This window comes from Vibrio sp. 2130-1, assembly GCF_033339515.1.
In genome coordinates this window covers 80,497-103,446 of the sequence record NZ_JAWOUT010000002.1, presented here as the reverse complement: position 1 = coordinate 103,446, position 22,950 = coordinate 80,497, and the positions used below count along the sequence as shown (strand labels likewise).

At 43.3% G+C, this 22,950-nt stretch carries 21 protein-coding genes and 1 riboswitch; of the genes, 10 read left to right on the top strand and 11 right to left on the bottom strand.

Annotated features, from left to right (window positions below):
* Position 1: 1 nt before the first annotated feature.
* Genes mukE through cmoM form a run of 3 tightly spaced genes read right to left on the bottom strand, consistent with a single transcriptional unit; the run spans position 2 to position 2,839 of the window.
* Entirely contained in the window at positions 2-727 is a 726-nt protein-coding gene (gene mukE, locus R7Q09_RS03035; protein ID WP_005378379.1) for a chromosome partition protein MukE, read from the bottom strand.
* Positions 708-2,045 carry a chromosome partition protein MukF gene (gene mukF / locus R7Q09_RS03030; RefSeq protein ID WP_017634722.1) on the bottom strand — a complete coding sequence of 446 codons (1,338 nt, stop codon included), beginning with the start codon at positions 2,043-2,045 and terminating at the stop codon, positions 708-710. The genes mukE and mukF overlap by 20 nt, the downstream gene beginning before the upstream one ends.
* 2 nt (positions 2,046-2,047) lie before the next feature.
* On the bottom strand, positions 2,048-2,839 hold the full coding sequence (gene cmoM / locus R7Q09_RS03025) for a tRNA uridine 5-oxyacetic acid(34) methyltransferase CmoM (RefSeq protein ID WP_065275056.1): 792 nt from the start codon (positions 2,837-2,839) through the stop codon (positions 2,048-2,050).
* Positions 2,840-2,953: 114 nt separating this feature from the next.
* On the opposite strand from cmoM, the gene elyC reads away from it, so the two are divergent.
* Entirely contained in the window at positions 2,954-3,739 is a 786-nt protein-coding gene (gene elyC / locus R7Q09_RS03020; RefSeq protein WP_005387893.1) for an envelope biogenesis factor ElyC, read from the top strand.
* Positions 3,740-3,811: 72 nt separating this feature from the next.
* Here the strand turns inward: elyC and torR are convergent, their stop codons facing one another.
* The gene (gene torR / locus R7Q09_RS03015) at positions 3,812-4,522 is read right to left on the bottom strand and encodes a two-component system response regulator TorR (RefSeq protein ID WP_005378370.1); all 711 of its coding nucleotides are present in this window, start codon (positions 4,520-4,522) and stop codon (positions 3,812-3,814) included.
* 266 nt (positions 4,523-4,788) lie between these two features.
* On the opposite strand from torR, the gene torD reads away from it, so the two are divergent.
* The 5 genes from torD to R7Q09_RS02990 all read left to right on the top strand — a co-directional run bounded on the left by torD (position 4,789) and on the right by R7Q09_RS02990 (position 9,135).
* Positions 4,789-5,436 carry a molecular chaperone TorD gene (gene torD / locus R7Q09_RS03010; RefSeq protein ID WP_318070496.1) on the top strand — a complete coding sequence of 216 codons (648 nt, stop codon included), beginning with the start codon at positions 4,789-4,791 and terminating at the stop codon, positions 5,434-5,436.
* A gap of 468 nt (positions 5,437-5,904) precedes the next feature.
* Positions 5,905-6,909 carry an HTH-type transcriptional repressor PurR gene (gene purR / locus R7Q09_RS03005; RefSeq protein WP_318070495.1) on the top strand — a complete coding sequence of 335 codons (1,005 nt, stop codon included), beginning with the start codon at positions 5,905-5,907 and terminating at the stop codon, positions 6,907-6,909.
* Between the two features lie 287 nt (positions 6,910-7,196).
* Positions 7,197-7,286: riboswitch (cyclic di-GMP riboswitch) on the top strand.
* 116 nt (positions 7,287-7,402) lie between these two features.
* A complete protein-coding gene (locus tag R7Q09_RS03000) occupies positions 7,403-7,993 on the top strand; it encodes a TfoX/Sxy family DNA transformation protein (RefSeq protein ID WP_318070494.1) in 591 nt (196 codons plus the stop codon).
* Positions 7,994-8,107: 114 nt separating this feature from the next.
* Positions 8,108-8,794, top strand: coding sequence for a TVP38/TMEM64 family protein (locus R7Q09_RS02995; RefSeq protein WP_005378366.1), 687 nt, complete (start codon positions 8,108-8,110; stop codon positions 8,792-8,794).
* Positions 8,795-8,814: 20 nt separating this feature from the next.
* Positions 8,815-9,135, top strand: a complete 321-nt coding sequence (locus tag R7Q09_RS02990; RefSeq protein WP_017820033.1) for a DUF2007 domain-containing protein — start codon at positions 8,815-8,817, stop codon at positions 9,133-9,135.
* A 31-nt stretch (positions 9,136-9,166) separates the two neighbouring features.
* Here R7Q09_RS02990 and R7Q09_RS02985 read toward each other — a convergent pair whose 3' ends face one another.
* The 4 genes from R7Q09_RS02985 to topA all read right to left on the bottom strand — a co-directional run bounded on the left by R7Q09_RS02985 (position 9,167) and on the right by topA (position 15,983).
* Positions 9,167-9,970 (bottom strand): alpha/beta fold hydrolase, encoded by an 804-nt coding sequence (locus R7Q09_RS02985; RefSeq protein WP_005387891.1) that lies wholly within the window; start codon positions 9,968-9,970, stop codon positions 9,167-9,169.
* Between the two features lie 109 nt (positions 9,971-10,079).
* Positions 10,080-11,537: a glycogen synthase GlgA gene (gene glgA, locus R7Q09_RS02980; RefSeq protein ID WP_017820031.1), complete on the bottom strand. Its 1,458-nt coding sequence runs from the start codon at positions 11,535-11,537 to the stop codon at positions 10,080-10,082.
* Entirely contained in the window at positions 11,527-12,744 is a 1,218-nt protein-coding gene (gene glgC, locus R7Q09_RS02975; protein WP_017634726.1) for a glucose-1-phosphate adenylyltransferase, read from the bottom strand. The genes glgA and glgC overlap by 11 nt, the downstream gene beginning before the upstream one ends.
* Before the next feature lie 608 nt (positions 12,745-13,352).
* Positions 13,353-15,983: a type I DNA topoisomerase gene (topA, locus tag R7Q09_RS02970; protein ID WP_005378351.1), complete on the bottom strand. Its 2,631-nt coding sequence runs from the start codon at positions 15,981-15,983 to the stop codon at positions 13,353-13,355.
* Positions 15,984-16,417: 434 nt separating this feature from the next.
* Here topA and R7Q09_RS02965 point away from each other — a divergent pair, with 434 nt between their 5' ends.
* Positions 16,418-16,666: a YciN family protein gene (locus R7Q09_RS02965; RefSeq protein WP_005387884.1), complete on the top strand. Its 249-nt coding sequence runs from the start codon at positions 16,418-16,420 to the stop codon at positions 16,664-16,666.
* 63 nt (positions 16,667-16,729) lie between these two features.
* Here R7Q09_RS02965 and aroA read toward each other — a convergent pair whose 3' ends face one another.
* Both aroA and R7Q09_RS02955 read right to left on the bottom strand, forming a co-directional pair.
* Positions 16,730-18,010: a 3-phosphoshikimate 1-carboxyvinyltransferase gene (aroA, locus tag R7Q09_RS02960; RefSeq protein WP_005387883.1), complete on the bottom strand. Its 1,281-nt coding sequence runs from the start codon at positions 18,008-18,010 to the stop codon at positions 16,730-16,732.
* Positions 18,011-18,300: 290 nt separating this feature from the next.
* Positions 18,301-18,777, bottom strand: coding sequence for a glycine zipper 2TM domain-containing protein (locus R7Q09_RS02955; protein WP_005378348.1), 477 nt, complete (start codon positions 18,775-18,777; stop codon positions 18,301-18,303).
* Positions 18,778-18,816: 39 nt separating this feature from the next.
* Here R7Q09_RS02955 and aat point away from each other — a divergent pair, with 39 nt between their 5' ends.
* The 3 genes from aat to infA all read left to right on the top strand — a co-directional run bounded on the left by aat (position 18,817) and on the right by infA (position 20,522).
* Positions 18,817-19,524: a leucyl/phenylalanyl-tRNA--protein transferase gene (aat, locus tag R7Q09_RS02950; protein WP_005387881.1), complete on the top strand. Its 708-nt coding sequence runs from the start codon at positions 18,817-18,819 to the stop codon at positions 19,522-19,524.
* Positions 19,521-20,222, top strand: coding sequence for an arginyltransferase (locus tag R7Q09_RS02945; RefSeq protein ID WP_005378346.1), 702 nt, complete (start codon positions 19,521-19,523; stop codon positions 20,220-20,222). Before aat ends, R7Q09_RS02945 begins: the two co-directional genes overlap by 4 nt.
* Positions 20,223-20,303: 81 nt before the next feature.
* Entirely contained in the window at positions 20,304-20,522 is a 219-nt protein-coding gene (gene infA, locus R7Q09_RS02940; protein WP_001040192.1) for a translation initiation factor IF-1, read from the top strand.
* A 135-nt stretch (positions 20,523-20,657) separates the two neighbouring features.
* On the opposite strand, the gene clpA is transcribed toward infA, so the two are convergent.
* Positions 20,658-22,925: an ATP-dependent Clp protease ATP-binding subunit ClpA gene (clpA, locus tag R7Q09_RS02935; protein WP_005387879.1), complete on the bottom strand. Its 2,268-nt coding sequence runs from the start codon at positions 22,923-22,925 to the stop codon at positions 20,658-20,660.
* Positions 22,926-22,950: the final 25 nt, after the last annotated feature.

The following is a 22,950-nucleotide window of genomic DNA, read 5'->3' as shown; positions in this document are numbered from 1 at the left end:
CTCATGCTTCACCCTCTTCTGTTGTTTCTTCTTGGGCTTGGTCGTCTTGATCTTCTTCAGACAATAAGCTGCCTTGGCTTGGCTCTTTGGTGTGCACTACTGCTTCACCATCACGGATTAGACGCAGCTGCGCTTCACGCATGTCATCGCCAATACGTACATCGGCACCAAAGCGGAATACCGCTTCACTGATGCTGAATTTACCGGTTTCACCGATGTTGATGATCATGCCTAGGCGACGCAAACGACGAAGTGACGTACGTACTTTTTCAAACAGCTTTTCTTTATCAAGGTCAGAACCAGTCGCACGGTTCGTCACTAGCTTCATCAGCTTGTTTTCGTCTGCTAGAGCAAGCAGTTCGTCGTACAGCTCTTGGTTAGTAAAGATGCCTTCGTGCGCAAGACGCTCTGGGCTTAGGTAAAGGAAACACAGTACCTTCCCCACCAGCATATCCAGTTCAGAAAGAACACTACGGCCAATCAGAGACGTTGAACGAGGACGAAGGTAGAAGAAACCTTCTGGCGCTTTCACCAATTCGGTGTTGTAGCGTTGGTAGAAAGAAGAAAGCTCAAGTTCGAAATCCGACAACAACGCGTGGTTGTCTAGATCTTCACTTGAGATATGACGCCCTGCTCGAAGCATGCTGTCTAGCGCTGGGAACAGAGGGTTAGAAATTGCTTTTGCCAGATTCTCTGACATGTATTCATTAGTATCGGTCGATGACATTCGCTTGTACCTTTGCCCCAAATTCGTTGATTGCTTTCCAGTCTGGTTGAATCGCTTGGTAATCCGATTCTGAATACCCTAGACGTACAGCTTGATCGACGATAATGCGAGCTAAATCAAAATGATGAGTGTAAGGGTGCTGTGCAAGGTAATCTCGCAGTACCACACTCAAATCGATTGGTGTGCCTTGATCTTTATGCGCTTTTAGCATGTCACCAATTCGTTCAGACAACTCATCATTGACTTGTTGAAACTCTTCGTATTCTACTTCCATCGGAACTTGACCCGTGACCTCGTCATCACGCAGTACTAGGGCCTCATCACGAAGGTCGGAAAGCCTCTCCGCATCTGCATAAGTCAGATACCAAGGCGCATCGAAGTAATCTTTGACAGATTGACGCAGACGCGAGCTAAACGCACGATTCTTATCCATATCGATTGCAGTACGGATAAACTTGTGCACGTGTCGGTCGTAACCAATCCAAAGGTCGATAGCTTGCTGGCCCCAGCTTGTGATTCGGTCCAGCTTCATTTGCAGACCAAACAAGGCTTCTTCGATAAACTCCAGCTCAGGGTCACCGTAAACAATTTCTTGAATATCGAGGATCTGAGTTTGCAGTTCATCACTGGCGGCTTGCAGCGTATCTTGAAGTTCACGCAACGTGCTTGATGTTTCTGACAGAAGTGCTTCACAGTTGTTGATCGCTTCACGCCAGTCTTTGTTAAGCAGGTCAGCAATCTGTTGTTTCACTGACTGTTGCTGCTCATCCATAACACGTTGGTTGAGGTCAATTTGATCGAAAATTTCGCCTACAGAATATTTTAAAACACCGTATACGTTTTTCTTCCAGTGACCCGGTGTACCACCTTTTTGTGCTGCCTCAATCGCTTTCGCCATTTCATCCGCTACCATGGATAGCTGGATAGATAGACGCAGTTTTGAGAACTCACGATGACGCACGTAGTAGTCGGTTATTCCTATCGCTAATGGCGACAAGCGGTAAATGCTCGCTCCGTCAGTAATCTCACTGACAAAACGGCTCATAAGACGCTGCTTAACCATCTCGTTGATCGCATTGTTCGCACGAAAAGCGGAGGCTTCGCCGGTCTCATCAAATAGTCGAGTGACGATGGCAAATGCATCATGCAGTTCACCTTCACCCAGTTCTTCATCGAACCTTTCATTACTCAGTACGGCAATGGCTATCAAAAATGCCAATCGCTCTGTGGTCAGGTTCAACGAGAAATCGTGCTGCTTAACCCAGCCAACCAGCTCATCGATTGGTTGCTCTGCAGCATTGAGAGTCATCTCACTCATTGTTATTCCTGTTTATCGTTCTTTTTAGCCCACACATGAATGTAGCGGCCTAATGAGAGGTATGGCTCTTGTCGACAAAGTTGTTTTTCTAGCGCCAACACATCTTCAAACTCGTAATCACCCATGTATTCCATATTGCCTATGTAATCACTAAATGAGCGAATACCAGATTTGCCACAAATATTAAAACCTGAATTTTCTATCCACTGGTAGACTTCTTCAGGTTTTAAGCCTTTTTGCGGCTGTAGTTTAAATCTTTTTCGGTGAGGCATGCCGTCTAATATATGAGGAATGTTGCCACAAACCACGTTTTTATAGACTAAACCGTGGTGGTTGTAGAACATGACTGATGCGATGCCTCCCGGTTTTACTTGTTCTAGAACTGTTTCAAGTGCGGCCTTAGGATCAACCAGCCACTCCATCACAGCGTGGAACATAACCAGATCGACCCGTCCATCCATATGTTCACCGATGGATTGGACAGGCGAATGAATCAGGCGATACTGCTCAAGCAAACCGTTTTTTTCAATATCCTGCTTAGCCAACTGCAGCATTTCCGAAGATAGATCACATAAAGCGATTCGATGTCCGAGCTTAGCAAGCTTTTGCGACATTTGTGCCAAACCACCACCAGCGTCTAACACTTCTAGGGGTTGCTGGTCAGCATCTAATTCACTTAGAATCTGTAGAAAATCTTCCCACACAATGATTTGGCGGATCTCCCCTTTATCGGAGCCGTAAATATTTTTTGCAAATTTGTGGGCGATATCGTCGAAATTGCGGTCTTCTGTCACTTCTGCTGAGTTATCATAACGGATTGTGCCGCTATTCTGGCACAAGGAAAGCAGGAATAAAGAGGGATACCCTCATTTTTATTATCAATTGATGTTTTTTCGGACTATTTATGTATGTTTGAGCTGAAAAAAGTAGTGTCAGCCATGCTTATGCCCCTTCCGGCATTGCTGCTGATAGGCTTGTTGGGTCTTGCTCTCATTAGTTTTACTACAAAACGTAAAACTGGCTGCTTCGTTGTTCTATTCTCTTTTGTTGGCATTTTTCTTGTTGCCTTCCAACCTGTTTCAACCAAGCTTCTTATGCCGTTAGAGCGAGAGCATAAAGCCTTTTTGCCAGTTTCTGGCACCATCGACTACGTGATGGTTTTGGGGAATGGTCATGTTATCGATGACGAAATTCCACCCACCTCGCAGTTAAGCCGTGCAGCATTAATGCGCTTAACTGAGGGCATTCGTATTTTAAGAATGTATCCAGGCGCGAAATTAATCTTATCCGGCTATGCTGGCGGATCTGAAATTAGCCACGCGCGAATGATGGCGAACGTTGCCCTAGCCTTAGGTGTAGCAAAATCCGATATCATTTTATTAGAGGATGCAAAGGATACGTGGGAAGAGGCACGTCAAGCTGCTGCATTCGTTCAGCAAAAGGAGATTGTGTTAGTCACTTCTGCGAGTCACATGAGCCGTGCATTGTATGAGTTCAACGCAGCAGGCATTAAACCAATCCCAGCCCCGACCAACTTCTTAGCTATTAGCGAAATCAGTCAACCTTGGGATAAATACTCACCTAAAGCGCGTTACTTAGAACAAACAGAGCTTTATTGGCATGAGTACTTGGGCAGTATTTGGCAAAGGTTGCGTGATACTGTCGGGCAAACACCAATGGTTGAAGCAAACTAGTATTATCTTGAAGCCACAAAAAAGGAGAGCCGAAGCTCTCCTTTTTCTTTTTACGATTGAGTTATGCTCAAACTAGTCACCAGCAAACATATAGCCTTCGCCGTGTACCGTTACAAAAATCTGTGGGTTCTTAGGATCGAACTCCATTTTTGCGCGCATACGTCGAATAAGAACATCAATGGTGCGGTCATTCGGCGCATCCACTCGATGGCTGATCATGTTCAAAATACGCTCACGACTTAACACCTGGTTAGGGTAAGACGATAATGCCACCAAAAGTTCATACTCTGCTTTAGTTAGTTTTACTGGCTCACCGTTGCGGCTAAGTGCGCGACGTTGAATGTCGAATGTCCACTCCCCAAAGCGCACAATGTGCTCTTCACTGGTTTCATTCGCTTTCGAGCTGCCACTGCGCGCTGCTGAAATACGCCACAGCAAGTTTTTAACGCGAACTAACAGCTCTCTCAATTCAAAAGGTTTTGTCACATAATCGTCAGCACCCATTTCTAGGCCTACGATTTTATCAATGCTATCCGTGCGTCCTGTTACTAATATGATACCAATATCCGATTGGCTACGTAACTCACGAGTAAGCATCAGGCCGTCTTCACCAGGCAGGTTAATATCCAGCATGATCAGGTCTACATCGCCCGCTTGCAAAACTTCACGCATTTCTGCGCCACTCTCTGCTTCGCTGACTTGGTAGCCCTCATTTTGGAAATATCCCGCAAGCTTACTACGAGTTACAACATCATCTTCTACGACTAATACGTGATAGCTCATTTACACCACTTTTCTGTCTTCTTATTATCCAAGACGTATTCTATTCATAACTAGTAACATTTCTAGTCATAGATACATTAAAACGCAAGATTTAGCGTTTTTATTGATTCAAAACAAGCTTGCCCATTGCTATTAATAAACGGTCATTTTTGACCATAAAACATAACAATTATAGTTACTGCTATTCATTTTAATTGATTACACTTAGGGGATATCCCTAATTGACTTTGTGATGCATGACTTGAAGCATCATTCAGGAGCCCAAAATGCAAGAAGTGAAAGCTTTTAATGAAAAACGCGCTGAAATTTACTGGTGGTTTTCGAGCTTGTTCGCAAAAGAACTAACAGAGAAAGAATTGGAAGCCTATCACAGTGTTGAAATTCGCAGTTTTCTCGCAGGTTTAGGTGAAAATGAGTCGCTGAAACCAGCTGTTGATAGCCTAGTTGATGCATTGAATCGGTTACAAGATCGTGAAGATGCACAACTAGAGCTTGCAGCTGACTTTTGTGAACTGTTTTTGAAGACAGAAAAATACGGCGCTCTTCCTTACGCATCCATGTACATTGGTGAATCAGGTTTACTGAATGACAAGCCAGCTGAGGAAATGGAAAAGTTGATGGCTGAATTTGGCGTTCAAGTAGACGAAAAACTAAAGGAACCTGCGGATCACTTAGCCGTTGAGCTCGACTTTCTCGGGAACATGATTATCCGCTCAAACGAGCTTGAACAAGAAAAACACATGGAAGAAGCCTTCGTTAAACAAAACGACTTTATCCAGCAACAATTGATGTCTTGGTTACCTCAGTTTTCAGACAAATGTAAAAAATTCGACGAATTTGGATTTTACTCGAGTGTCGCGAAACTATTAGTTGCATTTTGTAAACTAGACAGCGCCTACCTTCTTGGTGAATAATTGCCGCCTATTTTTAGGGAGCCTGCCTATCGGGCTTCCTGTATGCCTGAAAGTGACCAATTGTAAGTAACTTGGGTATAATATTCGTTTGCCTTAACTTAGCGCAAAGACGCTTGGTTATTTAGCAGTCAAAATGTGACTTCAAATACACAAATCTCTTGCTGAAAACATTGCTAGTCAGTCCACATAGGGCTAAAATGTGAGCGCAAACGATTAAATATGATTTATATGTAAACCGCTGAAATATAGCGGTTTTTGTGTTTTCTTAACAGGTTGATGGCAATTTCTCATCAGATAGAAAAAAGATAAAATTCATCGACCGATGCTGCTACGCACCCTTTTGTCGCACTTGGATCAACCGCTGCCGAGACACTTAGCGCCAATTTTAGATTGCTAGGTGTGAAACCATTAGAGCATCAGGTACATCCAATACGACATATTTCAGTAGCTCGATACAGGACACCATTTATGGCCACGATAAAAGACGTTGCTCGCTTAGCCGGCGTTTCCACTACGACAGTTTCGCACGTTATCAATAAAACGCGTTTCGTTGCAGAAGCAACGCAAGAAAAAGTAATGAAAGCCGTTGACGAGCTGAATTACGCGCCAAGTGCCGTTGCACGCAGCCTAAAATGCAACTCAACTCGTACGATTGGCATGTTAGTAACTCAATCAACTAACCTATTTTTCTCAGAAGTGATTGATGGCGTTGAGAGCTACTGTTACCGCCAAGGCTATACTCTGATTTTATGTAACACAGGCGGGATTTACGAAAAACAACGCGATTACATTCGTATGCTGGCTGAAAAGCGCGTTGATGGCATCCTAGTGATGTGTTCTGACTTAACCGAAGAACTAAAAGAGATGCTTGACCGTCATGCGGACATTCCTAAAGTGGTCATGGATTGGGGCCCAGAGAGCTCACAAGCAGACAAGATCATGGATAACTCAGAAGAAGGTGGCTACATTGCAACCAAACATCTGATTGACAATGGTCATACGGATATCGCTTGTCTAAGCGGTCATTTTGAAAAGCTTGCTTGCCAAGAGCGCATTGCAGGTTTCCGTCGCGCAATGAGCGAAGCGAACCTAGCTGTAAATGAAGACTGGATCCTTGAAGGTAACTTTGAATGTGATACGGCCGTATTAGTTGCAGATAAAATTACCGCAATGGACAAGCGCCCGACGGCGGTATTCTGTTTTAACGACACAATGGCTCTAGGCGTAATGAGCCGCTTGCAACAAAACGGGATCAAAATTCCTGAAGATATTTCAGTGATCGGCTACGACAACATCGAGCTTGCAGAATACTTCTCTCCACCGCTAACGACTATCCACCAGCCTAAACGTCGTGTTGGTAAAAATGCATTCGAAATTCTACTTGAGCGTATCAAAGATAAAGAACACGAAAAACGAATTTTCGAAATGCAACCTGAGCTTGTAATTCGAAATACTGTGAAAAAAATGAACTAAATTTCACTGTATTTAACCGTGTTAAATAAGCGCTCTACAGGGGCGCTTATTTTTTTGGAAAAATTAAGCAATCTCTAATACTTCACCCCGCTCTAATAACAATTGACTAACGTTAACTCCCTGTTTTATATAAATGTAATATATATTAAGAACTCCTTTTCAAAGGCCAATTTGCACCTTTCCATATGCAAAATAGAGCATTCAATCTATCATTTTTATTGAACTAAAATCACACTTTTAACGCTAAACCGTGATGTTAATTCAATATAAGAAGTATGCTCATTGTGTCACGCACAGGGCAAACCATTCGAAAGAGTGGGACGCAAAGCCTCCGGCCTGAACCATATTACGATATGGAAGGTAGCGGGGTTACCGATGGCAAGTGTGTAAGCAATGACTTTACTCTGTAATGACATTGTTTTTACGCATGTTTGCTACTCTCTCGGACCTGACTTTTGGTGGCGTAATATTAATTACACCGAGATAACAAAACATGGATAAACCGATACTCAAAGACTCTATGAAGCTATTTGAGGCACTTGGTAATATCAAGTCGCGCTCAATGTTTGGTGGCTTCGGACTATTCGCTGATGAAACAATGTTTGCACTAGTGGTAAACAATCAGCTTCATATCAGAGCAGACCAAAAAACTTCATCTGACTTCGAGCAACAAGGGCTAAAGCCTTACGTTTATAAAAAACGTGGCTTCCCAGTCGTTACAAAGTACTACGCTATTTCCAGCGATTTATGGGAATCAAGCGAACGCTTAATCGAAGTAGCGAATCAATCATTGAAAAAGGCAAAGCTTGAGAAAGAACAGCAAGCAAGTACAAAGCCTAACCGTTTGAAAGATTTGCCTAACTTACGACTGGCTACCGAGCGCATGCTAAAAAAAGCCGGCATCGAATCCGTAGAGAAGCTTGAAGAGGAAGGTGCGCTTAACGCCTATAAAGCGATAAGAGATACGCACTCTGCAACCGTCAACATTGAGTTGCTATGGGCACTAGAAGGTGCTATCAACGGCACTCATTGGAGTGTGGTACCTCAAGCTCGCCGAGATGAGTTGATGAACGGCCTCCAATAAAAGTCGGCCTAAAAACTATCTTGTAAAACCGCAGTCTAATCTGCGGTTTTTTTGTGAAATTTTTTCGGTTTTCCTACTGTCTTATTACATATATCCCAAATTGGAATCAAAATTATGAATAAGAAACTGATTTTAGGTCTCATCCTACTAGCGGCTATCGTCTTTTTAGGTATTAACTTTGGCCAGTATTTAACCTTAGAGAATGCAAAAGCCCAACAAGAAGCACTAACTACATACATCGATCAGAATTTTGTATTCTCGGCTGCGATTTACTTTTTTACCTACATTGCAATTACCGCTTTTTCTATCCCAGGAGCGGCAGTAGTCACCTTACTTGGTGCAGCCTTATTTGGTTTTTGGACAAGCTTGCTACTGGTTTCTTTCGCTAGCACTATGGGGGCAACACTGGCCTTCTTGAGCAGCCGATACTTATTGCGTGACTGGGTACAAAACAAATTCGGAAATAAACTCAACGCAATTAATCAAGGTGTCGAAAAAGACGGAGCTTTTTATCTATTTTCCTTGCGTCTAATCCCTGTATTCCCCTTCTTTCTAATCAACTTACTGATGGGCTTAACGCCGATGTCTGTAGGTAGATTTTATCTCACTAGCCAAATAGGTATGCTGCCAGGCACAGCTGTATATCTGAATGCAGGTACTCAATTAGCAACAATTGAAAGCCTATCGGGCATTGTTTCACCCGCAGTATTAGCGTCTTTTGCGCTATTGGGACTATTTCCAATCATCACTAAATGGGTTATGAATAAAGTAAGGCCGACACCAAGTCAGCAAAATTCGTAATTGGTGAAGTGGGTATTTTGATGAAAATATTTATCGCTAAAAACCCAGCAGAAGCACACATTGTATGTGAGCTGCTTAAAGTGGAACAAATTTACTGTGAAGTTCGTGGAGAAGGTATTTTCGGCTTAAAAGGAGAACTGCCGTTTGGTGATGATACCGATCCTTATGTGTGGCTTTTTGACACTGCACAAAAGATGAAAGCTGAAGAAATAGTAAAAGCATATCGAAAACAATCCGATAGGCATGAGTATCAAGATTGGCAATGCCCAAAATGTCATGAAATAAACGAAGGGCAATTTGGTGCATGTTGGCAATGTGGATATCAACTAGGAGAGTTATAGCGGCTCTCCTATTCAGTGGATGCACTCAGTTTTAAGCACATACAGCTTGCTGTTTAATAAACTCGATGGAGTGTTGATTGAAGTCTTCTGGACGCTCTACATTGCATACATGACCACAATTCGGGATTTCTCGTAGAATGCTGAGCTTATGTGCTGCAACCATTTCTTTGACAGGTTTAATAAACATGTAATCCCTGTCGCCCATTAAGTAGAGAGTCGGAATGGGTAACTCTCGATCTTTAAAATATTTCATTAACGGATTTACATCAGCAGCAAGAATAAACCAACGTTTAAATTCTTTTTGGCAAAGCTTCTTGGCTTCGCGAATAAAAAGGTGGCGAGATTCTCGTTGGCTTCTTTGAGGCATAACAATATAAGCGAACAGTTTGTAGAGCCACATGTACGGTAGGATATGCTTACAAAAATTACCTAATTTCACCAATATCTGAGAACGAGTGTTAAGCCTTGTGACAGCACCGCCGAGCACCATCGAACGTACGCGCTCTGATGACAATTCAGCAAGGTTTCGAACAATAATAGTACCAAGCGACATACCGACAAAATGAGCGGATTGGATCTTTAAATGGTCCAATACTTTCAAAATATCTTGGGTAACTTCCGTAAAGGTATAACGGCTAGCAATGAGCTCTTTAAGTAACTGATTTGACTTTCCATGACCTCTTAAATCGATCAGCAATAAGTTAAAGTGTTGCTTGTAAGCTTTAATTTGCTTGAACCAGATAGAAGAGCTACCACCAGCACCGTGCACAAATACAACCCACTCATGACTAGTAGGGTGCAAATAGGTTTTATGAAAAAGTAGCGGCTGGGTCATATTGAGTATCAAAAAGATCGTGCTATTGAGTAAAAAGCCATCCTACCACACTCCCCTTACTCAAGATAATAAAGGCACCTCATTCGGTGCCTTTCGTTACAATTTTAAGTCAAACTAACGCTGAGTGGTAAAGCTGCAAATAAGATTCTGCGGCCTTTTGCCAACAAAAGTCTTGTTGCATCGCGTGCAACTGTACTTTATTCACTTCAGGCTCGTTTTGAGCGTAGAGCAACAGTGCCCTTAGCATCGTTAACAACAATGCCTGCGGTGTCGGTTCGAAAAAAACAAACCCCGTTGCTTCAGATGGGTTTACATCATAATCGCTAACGCTGTCCTTTAAGCCACCAACACCGCGTACTATCGGTAATGTCCCATAAGCCATACTATAGATTTGGTTTAAGCCACATGGTTCAAACTCAGAAGGCATCAAGAAGAAATCAGAACCAGCTTCAACGATATGCGCAAGTTCATTGTCATACGCTTCTACAAAGGCAAATTTGCTAGAAAACTGCGCGGCAACCTCTCGTAACTGAGCGGCAAGAACAGGGTCTCCGGTCCCAACGACAACTAGCTGAACATCGTGCTTCAAAAAATCGGCCAAAGCAGGCAACAAGTAATGAACGCCTTTCTGCTGGGTCAACCGACAAACCATACCGAACATAGCTACATTTTTTTCGGGCAAATTTAGTCGTTGTTGTAATGCTTTTTTACAAGCTTTCTTCCCTTGCGACATACTTTGCTGGTCGGCGCAGTAATTAACCGGCAAGTAGGTATCAGTTTCCGGATTCCAAGCGCTGTAATCACAACCATTCAAGATGCCGACTAAGTCCTGCGCACGTTGCTGAAACTCCCAAGCCATGCCGTGACTGCCAAGCTCTGTTTTTAGTTCCTCTGCGTACGTAGGGCTAACCGCGTTTATCTTATCTGCATTCATTACACCAGCTTTAAGCATCGTAATATGCGTTGCACTCACCGCAGCATCGGGAACGTTTCTACAATGAAACTCTGGCAAACACTGCACGTCTTCATAACTAAATACGCCTTTAAAGACCGCATTGTGAATTGAAATGACGCTTTTAGTATGAGCAAAAAACGGATCATTGCCATACCTGTGCTTGAGCAAAAATGGAACAAGACCTGTGTGCCAATCGTTCGCGTGTATGATATTAGGTTGAAAGGCGAGCTTGGGTAACATATCGAGACATGCTGCACTAAAAAACGCAAAGCGCTCGCCGTTATCAGTATACGCTTGGTTGTTCTCCGCATACATTGATGGTCGATTGAAATACGGCGGACAATCAATCAGGTAAACAGGATTTTGACCTAACATGAGCCGCAAAACTCGATACTCCGTATGCGGCCATGATGTTAATTCTGTTTCTAATACAACTTCTGCGTCTGCGAGTTTATCAATACTGCTGTACGCAGGGATGGTAATTCTTACGTCTTGCTGTAGGTTTTGAAGGGCTTCCGGTAGTGCCTTGGCAACATCTGCCAAGCCACCACTTTTAATGAGGCCTTCAACCTCAGAAGCTACAAACAGAATAGATAAGTTGTTAGTAGCCAACTCGAGCTCCTTTCGGAATAACAACAATGCCCTCCTCAGACACGTGGAAGTGTTTTTTATCTTCTTGAAGATTCACACCAATCTGAGTACCAGGAGCAATATCGGCATCCTTGTCGACAATCACACGACGTAAAACACAGCCTTCGCCAATTTTTACGTCACCAAGAAGTATACATTCGCTGATATCGCAAGCAGAAGCAATATTACTGCGAAAACCAAGCACCGACTTTTCGATTCTTGAGCCTCTAACATAGCTGCCATTACACACTAAACTATCGATTATCTGCACACGACCATTATCAGAGTCGGTAAATGTCGCAGGTGGCAATGGTGGGTAGTAGGTGTGCAATGGCCATTTACGGTTGTACAGCGAAAATGGAGCATCTTTTTCTAGCAGATCCATATGCGCTTGCCAGTACGCATCAATAGTTCCGACATCACGCCAGTACACCTCTTCTTTTTCGCCACTGATTTTGTTGGTACTGAAGTCATACACGAACACATCACCTCTAGGGAACATCTTTGGAATGATGTCCTTTCCAAAATCATGTGATGAAGCTTCATTATCCGCATCTTCGACCAACTCTGAGAACAGTACCTGAGCTTCAAAAACATAGTTACCCATTGAAACTAAAGCGTAATCAGGGTCACCAGGAATCGACTTCGGATTTGCTGGTTTTTCTTCAAAGCCAATCATACGACCTTCACTATCCACTTCGATAACCCCAAATTGCGACGCCTCTTTTAGTGGCATGCGCAATGCAGATACCGTCAGAGAAGCCTGCTTTTCTGAGTGAAAGTTCAGCATTTGTTTGATATCCATCTTATAGATATGGTCAGAGCCAAAAATACAAACTTGCTCTGGTTCCTCTAATTCCATAAAACGCAGGTTTTGATAGATCGCGTCCGCCGTCCCTTCGTACCAACGTTTACCAGTACGCATTTGAGCGGGAATAGGATCGATAAAGCGGTCTGTAATGCCGTTGATGTTCCACCCCTTTTTTAAGTGATGGAATAAAGATTGAGATTTAAATTGGGTTAGGACGTAAATGCGCATCAGATCCGCATTAACAAAATTGTTTAGAGCAAAATCGATCAATCGATAACTACCACCAAACGGTACCGAAGGTTTACTGCGAGATTCCGTTAAAGGTCTCAAACGAGAGCCTTCACCGCCAGCAAGAATCATTCCCAAAACACCAGCCATTTGTTGTTCTCCATATCGTTATAGCTTGGATTTGGTACTCGCTTGAATGAGTCATACTCGGGGAGTCAAGCGAATACATTTAGCAACCGTCTCTGAGTTTCTGTGAACTCTTACAACACGGATAAAAAAGCTACGGCACTTCCAGTATGCAACGTCCACTCTTTCCTTATTTTTTGACGCAAACAATGCACACAGTTGCACTAATTTTTGTAATAAATTATCTAAGCGGGTTCTAAATTACAATTTTTAATACGCCATTCTGTGTACCATACAGCTCTTGCGTACTCAAGACGATATCTAGATCACACATGGAAAAGCAAACGATTACATTGTGAAAACAATTTACGAACGGATTCACTACACCGCCGATTTTTTAGCCCAATGTATAACAAATATGTGAATGCAAAATGAAAGTTACAACGAATATTTTTTACATAAAAAATACATCAGCGACTACGAAATATTGATGCTGGGATCTTCTCGCGTCAGCAAAACTCAGTCAAAGCAGCAAAGATCTATACGAACAACACAGTGGCCTTTACGCAAAAACAAAACGCAAAAAAGGCAGCGATATCGCTGCCTTTTTACATTACTTAGATCGTACGTTTTTATGCTTTCGCTTTTTTACGCTTATCAGTGACTTCCCACTTACCGTCAACAAAGAGCGCTGTCCAACCACTTGGTTTGCCATTCTCTTCCGAACGAACGTAGTTCTCTTTTGTTTTGCGACTAAAGCGTACAACAGCAGGACGACCATCAGGATCTTCTTGCGGCGCAGTTGCTAGGTATTTGAACTTCTCAGGTAAACGCTCTTCAAAACGTGCCAGTTCAGCAACCAAAGGAGCACGTGTCTCGCGCGATTTCGGGAAATTGCTTGCCGCCATAAATAGACCCGAAGCACCATCACGAAGTACGAAATACGCATCTGAGTTTTCACATGGCAACTCGGGGAAATGAACAGGATCTTCTTTCGGGGGCGCGACTTCGCCATTCTTCAAGATCTTACGAGTGTTCTTACACGTTTCGCTCGTACAATCCATGTATTTACCAAAGCGACCGTTCTTAAGCACCATATCAGAGCCACATTTGTCACATTCAACAACTGGACCATCGTAGCCTTTTACTTTGAACTCGCCGTATTCAACAAGGTAGCCTTCACAGTTCGGGTTATTACCACAAACATGCATCTTACGCTTGTCATCAATCAGGTATGCGTCCATCGCTGTTTCACAGATCGGACAACGCTTTTTAGCACGAAGAGCTGCGGTTTCAACGTCTTCTTCTAGAACGTTAATAATACCTTCTTCGTCACCCAAGTTGATGGTTGTCTTACAACGCTCTTTTGGTGGTAACGCGTAACCTGAACAGCCTAAGAACACACCTGTTGAAGCAGTACGGATGCCCATTGGACGGCTACACGTCGGACACTCGATATCCGTCATGACGATGTGGTTTAACTTCATACCGCCTTCTGACTCATCCAGCTCCGCTTTTTCAAGATCGCCAGTAAAATCAGCAAAGAAGTTGTCTAACACAGCTTTCCAGTTCACTTCACCTTCAGCGATTTGGTCCAATTTCTGTTCCATACGCGCAGTAAAGTCGTAGTTCATCAAATCGTTAAAGCTGTCATCAAGGCGGTCAGTAACAATTTCACCCATTTTTTCAGCGTAGAAACGGCGCTGATCAACTTTCACGTAGCCACGATCTTGAATCGTAGAAATGATCGATGCGTAAGTCGACGGACGACCAATGCCTCGTTTCTCCAGCTCTTTAACCAGTGCTGCTTCAGTGTAGCGCGCAGGTGGCTTTGTAAAGTGCTGTTTAGGGTCAAGTGACTCTAAGCTTAGCTTATCGCCAAGTTGTACCGCTGGAAGGATTGTATCCTCGTTTTTGCCCATTGGACGCTGTACACGAGTCCAGCCGTCAAATTTAAGGATACGGCCTTTCGCTTTAAGCGTGTATTCTGCCGCTTTTACGCTAATGGTTGTTGAATCGTATTCTGCTGGCGTCATTTGACACGCTACAAACTGATTCCAAATCAAAGCATAAAGTTTGTGCGCATCAGCATCGACACCTTGCAGGTCTTCCGCCTTAACACCCACATTTGAAGGGCGGATCGCTTCGTGCGCTTCCTGTGCTCCTTCTTTGCTACCGTACGTCAATGGTTTCGCTGGTAGGTACTTATCACCAAACTCAGAACCAATAAAGTCACGTACAGCGTCCACAGCCTCGGCACTTAGGTTAGTCGAGTCAGTACGCATATAAGTGATGTAACCGGCCTCATAGAGGCGCTGAGCTAGCATCATGGTCTTTTTCACGCCGTAGCCCAGACGTGTACTTGCTGCCTGTTGAAGCGTAGAGGTGATGTAAGGTGCTGAGGGCTTGCTCTTTGTAGGGCGGTCTTCACGCTTACATACTTCGTAACTTGCATTCTCAAGTACAGACATCGCTGCTTTGGTTTCTGCCTCATTAACTGGCTTAAACGCAGAACCGTCTTTCTGAGCAACAAGCAGTTTAAAGTCCGCTTTGTCTTTCGTTTTCGTATTCGCATGAATGTCCCAGAATTCTTCTGGTACAAACGCGTTAATCTCACGCTCGCGCTCAACTAACAGTTTCACCGCAACAGACTGCACGCGACCAGCAGATAAACCACGAGCCACTTTTTTCCAAAGTAAAGGTGAAACCATAAAACCAACGACACGGTCCATGAAGCGACGTGCTTGTTGGGCATTTACACCATCCATGTTCAGCTCGCCAGGTGTCTGGAAAGCTTGTTGGATCGCGTTTTTCGTAATTTCGTTAAAAACTACACGTTTGTATCGCTCTTCATCGCCACCGATGATCTCACGAAGGTGCCATGCGATTGCTTCTCCTTCGCGGTCCAAATCGGTTGCGAGATAAACGCAATCTGCGTCTTTGGCGAGTTTTTGTAGTTCGTTGACAACTTTTTCTTTGCCTGGAAGGATTTGGTAATTCGCTTCCCAGTCATGATATGGGTTAATCCCCATCTTTTTGATCAACGCTTTGCGGTCTTTCTCTTTTTTAACGCGCGCTTTCTCTTCCGGACTCATCCCTTTAGTTGAGATGGCTGCGGCTTTTTTCTCACCAGTGCTTTGACCGGCCGTAGGCAGATCACGCACATGACCAACACTAGACTTAACAATAAAGTCTTTACCAAGGTACTTATTTATCGTCTTTGCCTTGGCTGGTGACTCCACTATAACGAGTGATTTACCCATAACTGACTCTAACGTCCTTCATAATAATGCGGGTAGAAACCTTGTTTAAAGGCCACCCGCATAATGTTCTATTTCATTGCTTCTTTTTTTACTATTGTGCGAGATGAAAAGAAGATCAACTGCTTTTTTGAAATTCAGATCCGATTGGTTGACAATTCATCGTCTTTATACTTCAAAGAGACAGGGTTCTGAAAGGTATTGAGCGGCATATCTAAACAGGCAAACTTAGCATCCGCTAATCCAATGCAATAAATTTTGTTACCCATCACAAAATAGTTTGGTTCAATGCTCTGCCATCTTCCTCCGCATCATGCTTATACTCTAAAAATTGATCTGTTTAGTCTTACTGAACGATTGACTGAATTAATCATGCAAACCCATTTTAGTTGTAGGTATACTCAGCGTTCTTAACTGAATAGGATGGTAGAAAGAATATGTCTGATAGAACGTTTATCGAAGAGTTCGACCTTCTTTTGATCGCTAACCAAATCATCCAAGAGCACGATGATTACATCGAGGGGATGCGAGCAACAAGCGTAGAAGAAAAAGAAGGTGTTTTAGTTTTTAAAGGTGAATACTTCCTTGATGACAAAGGTTTACCAACTTCAAATACGACTGCAGTATTCAATATGTTCAAATACTTAGCGCATCACCTTTCTAAGGAATTTACGCTGGTTAAATAGTATTGGGAAACAAAAAAGCCAGAGTGTTATTCACTCTGGCTTTCCTGTTTTAGGTCAGAATATTTAGCAACTTAAAGCCTTAAGTTTGTCGAAGTAGTCAGGGAACGTTTTCGACGTACACTTTGGATCGTTAATCGTCACAGGCGTATCACTAAGTGCCACCAGCGAAAAACACATCGCCATACGATGATCATCGTAAGTATCAATCGCTGCATGCTTTAACTGAGAAACAGGTTTGACGATGATGTAGTCTTCCCCTTCTTCCACTTCCGCACCAACTTTACGTAACTCAGTCGCCATAGCTGACAAACGGTCTGTTTCTTTTACACGCCAGTTATAAACGTTACGAATAGCGGTAGTGCCTTCGGCAAATAACGCTGTTGTCGCGATGGTCATTGCAGCATCAGGGATATGGTTGTAATCCATATCAATGCCTTTTAATTGACCAACACGTGAAATTACGTAGTCATCACCCCATTCAATTTCTGCACCCATTTTTTCAAGCGCATCAGCAAATTGAATATCACCTTGAATGCTGTTTTTACCGATACCCGTGACTTTAACTTCTCCACCTTTGATGGCTGCCGCCGCCAAGAAGTAAGAAGCAGAAGACGCGTCACCTTCAACCAAGAAATCACCTGGAGCGATGTATTGCTGACCGGCTGGAATCACAAACTCTTGATAGTCGTTGTTGATCACATCGACCCCAAACTGCTTCATAATATGCAGGGTGATATCGATATAAGGCTTAGAAACCAAATCGCCTTCGATGTTGATGCGAATTTCACCTTCAGCCAATGGCGCAGACATTAAGAAAGCGGTCAAGAACTGACTTGAAATGGACCCATCGATAGAAACTGTACCTGCTTTTAGGCCAGTACCAATTATTTTGAGAGGTGGAAAGTTCTCGTTTTCCATGTACTCAACGTTCGCACCAGCATCTTTCAGTGCCGTGACAAGGTGACCAATTGGACGCTCTTTCATACGAGGTTCGCCCGTCAGTACATACTCCCCTTCTCCAAGACAAAGAGCCGCAGCTAATGGTCGCATCGCAGTGCCAGCATTGCCGAGAAATAATTCTACTGGTTCTGAGACAGAAAACGGACGCCCAAGGCCTTCAACGAGACATTCTGTTTTATCTTCGGAAAGTTGGTATTGAACGCCTAGTTTAGTCAGCGCATTCAGCATATGACGAATATCATCACTGTCGAGGAGATTAGTAAGGCGAGTTCTGCCTTTAGCAAGAGCAGCAAGTAAAAGAGCTCGATTAGAAACGCTTTTAGAGCCAGGAAGGTTCACTTCCCCTTGAATTTTATTGATAGGTTGTAACGTTAGGCTTTCCATTAAAAGTTGATAATCCTTTGTGCCCTCAACATACGATTTTTTATGAGGGCTAAACAATTCTTCGTGAATTCAGACTACCCAAAAAAACATGACAAAACCAGAGTAAATCGGCGCTAATTTATGAATATCCTCAAGCAGCCTAAAGATACAGAATTAAAGGCATTGCCAGCGATGTAAATAAGAGCGAAAGAAGCACGGCGAAACAGCAAACTATTTCGACTTGATTTGACAATAAGCCAGCCCGACTGTACATGCCTGATTAGGCTTCGTTAGGCTAAAACAACCTAGGGTTAATAAGTGATATCAACCCTGACTCCATCATCAAAATATAAAATACGAACTTCATCCCCTCGACTAAATAACATATTTTTATCAACATCTTGGATGACATTAATTAGCTTATCACCCTTCACTTTGATGAGTAGCTCAACTAACTTATATTCAACCGTGTATTGGTAATTACTTTGGTTTTGAGCAACTGCGGCACCTGCAAGCGCACCCACTGCCGTCGCGACTTCTCTTCCCGTACCGCCACCAAATTGATTACCGACTAAACCACCGATAGTGGCACCAAGTAGTGTCTTCCAACCGTTACTTTTCGATTGAACAACCTCTTGTTGAGTAATATAACGGACAGAGTCAATCTTCCCGTAAACTACTTCATTAACTGGCTTGGCAACATTTCTTTCATAGGCTGCGTTGGCGACAAGTGGTAAAAACAGTATGATCCCAAGCCATACTTTTACGATATTTCTTAACCAGGTCATCATAAACTCCTCTGACTCCAATGTTGGTAACGACTTCTTATGGCTATTTATTTAACTGAACTCGATGAAACGTTCAACTTTCCCTCACCCTATAAAGCACTCAGCGACCCCAATGGTTTGCTGGCTTTTGGTGGTGACTTAAACCCCATGAGAATCCTCAATGGTTACTATCAAGGCATTTTCCCTTGGTATGGTCCTGGTGAACCTATTTTATGGTGGAGCCCTTCTCCGCGCGCTGTGTTTGACCCATTGCAGTTTAAGCCATCTAAAAGTCTCAAAAAATTTCAGCGTAAACATAACTATAAAGTAACACTCAATTTCGCGACAGAAGAAGTGATTAGACTATGTTCTTCAACACGCCCTGCAGAGGAAACATGGCTCAACGAGGAAATGCAAGCTTCCTACATTGAGTTAGCCAAACTTGGTCACTGTCACTCTGTAGAAGTATGGCATGACAACAACCTGATTGGCGGACTATATGGCATTTGCGTGGGCCAACTTTTTTGCGGAGAGTCGATGTTTAGTCTAAAAGATAACGCATCCAAAATTGCATTGTGGTACTTATGCAACCATTTGGCGTCAAAGCAAGGTCAATTAATCGATTGCCAAGTTATGAATTCTCACTTGGCATCACTTGGCGCATTTGAACTTGAGCGTGACGAATTTATGCAAAAACTACTATCTTTAAGAGAAAAGCAAACACTATTTGATGCCTATCAGCCCCAAGTTTTGCAGGATTCAGTATGAGTACGGATATACAACATATTCGAATAGGGTTGACGAATAATCACCCTTGTAGTTATTTGCCTGAACGGCAAGAGCGGGTTGCGGTGGCGCTTGATGAAAGGCTGCATACTGAAGAAAATTACCAGTTGCTCATGGCTAACGGTTTTCGTCGTAGCGGAGATACCATATATAAACCGCATTGCGAGCATTGCACCGCTTGCCAGCCAATTCGAGTCTCGATTCCAGACGTTAGATTATCAAAAAGTCAGAAGAGGCTGCTTAATAAAGCACAGTCTTTACGCTGGGAAATGAAACCTGAAATGGATGAGGAATGGTTTGAGCTTTACAGTCGGTACATCTGCAAACGGCATAAAAACGGCACTATGTACCCACCAAAGCGTGATGAGTTTGCTCGATTTGCTCAAACGAGCTGGCTGACAACGTCGTTTTTACACATTTACGATGAATCAGATCAATTGCTCGCCATTGCAGTGACAGATTTGATGCCACAATGCTCGAGTGCTTTTTATACTTTTTTTGACCCTGACTACGAGTTATCTCTTGGCACGTTAGCAGTGCTTTATCAAATTAAATACTGCCAAGAAAACAAACAACAGTGGCTATATTTGGGATATCAGATTGATGAGTGCCCAGCAATGAGCTACAAAACACGCTTTCAACGCCACCAAAGGCTAGTAAATCAGCGTTGGCGAGGGTAGAATACGCCTCAACTTTACATAATTACTATTTAGCGGCAGAATATAGCCCGCTAATATTGCCTAATTTCTAAAGAGGATTAAATGGCTAAAGAAGACGTAATCGAGATGCAAGGCACAGTCCTTGACACTCTACCAAACACTATGTTCCGTGTTGAACTTGAAAACGGTCACGTTGTGACTGCTCACATCTCTGGCAAGATGCGTAAGAACTACATCCGTATCCTAACGGGTGACAAAGTAACTGTAGAGATGACTCCATACGACCTGTCAAAAGGCCGCATCGTCTTCCGCGCTCGTTAATCTCTGATTTTCGGATGCAATAAAAAACGGAGCAAGCTGCTCCGTTTTTTATTGCACAATTTTTTCCGATTTAGTTCAGATAAAAAAAAGCGTACGATCTTCTCGTACGCTTTTGCGTTTGTTACCGACTAACGATTAATGCATCGCTGTCTCTTTCTCACTTAAGTATTCAAACTCAAGCGTATCGTTGACCAGCGTTACCTTCACTGTACCGCCGTCAACTAAAGATCCAAACAACAGTTCGTTAGCCAAAGGCTTCTTAAGCTGTTCTTGGATAACACGCCCCATTGGGCGAGCCCCCATAGCTTTGTCATAACCTTTATGTGCTAACCAATGGCGAGCGTCTTGCGATACTTCCATTGAAACGCCTCTCGCATCAAGTTGCACTTGCAGTTCGACAATGAACTTATCAACCACTTGATGGATAACGCTTTCATCAAGGCTGTTAAACCAGATGATGTTATCAAGACGGTTACGGAACTCAGGAGTAAACACCTTCTTAATTTCCGCCATTGCATCGTGACTGTTGTCTTGTTGAATCAAACCAATTGATTTCTTCTCGGTTTCCGCCACACCTGCGTTAGTTGTCATAACAAGAATGACATTACGGAAGTCTGCTTTGCGACCATTGTTGTCCGTTAGCGTACCGTTATCCATGACTTGCAACAACAGGTTAAAGATATCAGGGTGCGCTTTTTCAATCTCATCAAGTAATACGACTGAATGTGGGTGCTTAATAACAGCATCAGTTAGCAAACCACCTTGGTCATAACCGACATAGCCAGGAGGCGCACCAATTAAGCGACTTACGGAGTGACGCTCACCATACTCAGACATATCAAAACGAAGTAGCTCGATACCTAGAAGCTTAGATAACTGCACCGTCACCTCTGTTTTACCAACCCCTGTTGGGCCTGCAAACAAGAATGAACCAACAGGTTTGTTGTCTACACCTAAACCTGCACGTGTCAGCTTGATCGCCTCGGACAATGCATCAATCGCATTATCTTGACCAAATACCAACATCTTCATTTTGCTATCTAAGTTTTTCAAAATGTCTTTATCTGAAGAAGAAACCGACTTCTCTGGAATTCGCGCCATTTTGGCAACCATTGATTCGATATCAGCCACTCCGACTGTTTTTTTACGACGGCTTGCAGGAGCAAGACGACTACGCGCACCAGCTTCATCAATGACATCAATGGCCTTATCTGGTAGATGGCGTTCATTAATGTATTTAGCCGACAGTTCTACCGCGGCACGCAGAGCTTTATTGGTATAACGTACTTCATGGTGAGCTTCGTACTTCGGCTTCAAGCCCATCAAGATTTTAGTTGTGTCATCTAATGAAGGCTCTACAACGTCTATCTTTTGGAAACGGCGAGACAACGCACGCTCTTTCTCGAAAATGTTGCTGTATTCTTGGTATGTCGTCGAACCAATACAACGCAACTTACCGCTACTCAAAAGAGGCTTAATAAGATTTGCTGCATCGACTTGCCCCCCAGATGCCGCGCCTGCACCGATGATGGTATGTATTTCATCGATGAACAAAATGGCATCCTCTTCTTTTTCAAGTTGTTTCAAAATCGCCTTGAAGCGTTTTTCAAAATCACCGCGATATTTGGTACCAGCGAGCAAAGAGCCAATATCTAGTGAATAAATCACGCTGTTTTGAATGACCTCAGGGACCTGCCCTTCGACAATTCTCCATGCAAGACCTTCCGCAATAGCTGTTTTACCAACCCCTGCCTCACCCACTAGTAGTGGATTATTCTTGCGGCGTCGACAAAGTACCTGAATAGTGCGCTCTAACTCTTTATCACGTCCAATGAGTGGGTCGATGTTTCCATCTTTAGCGACTTGATTAAGATTCGTCGCAAAGCTTTCTAGGCGTTCTTCAGAATTAGGCTCTTCAACACTTTCTGAGCTAAACGAGTCTGATGATGAATCCTCACCTGCACCTGATGCTTTAGTAATACCGTGGGAGATGAAGTTAACAATATCTAATCGGGAGATGTCATTTTTCTTCAGAAGGTAAGCGGCATGCGACTCTTGCTCACTGAAGATAGCAACAAGCACGTTGGCGCCTGTTACTTCATTACGACCAGACGACTGTACATGAAAGACGGCGCGTTGTAGTACACGTTGAAAACTCAAAGTCGGCTGCGTTTCACGCGTCTCATCACTATCTGGGATAAGAGGCGTAGTTTGATCGATGAAAATATCGAGTTCGTTGCGTAAAGCGTCAAGATCCGCCTTACAAGCTAGAAGGGCTTCCTTAGCTGCATCATTTTCCAACAATGCAAGTAGGAGGTGTTCGACAGTCATAAACTCGTGGCGTTTATCTCGCGCCCGAGCAAATGCACCGTTAAGGCTTGACTCTAGTTCTTTATTTAGCATAAGTACCTCCCGAAAAAACAACTGG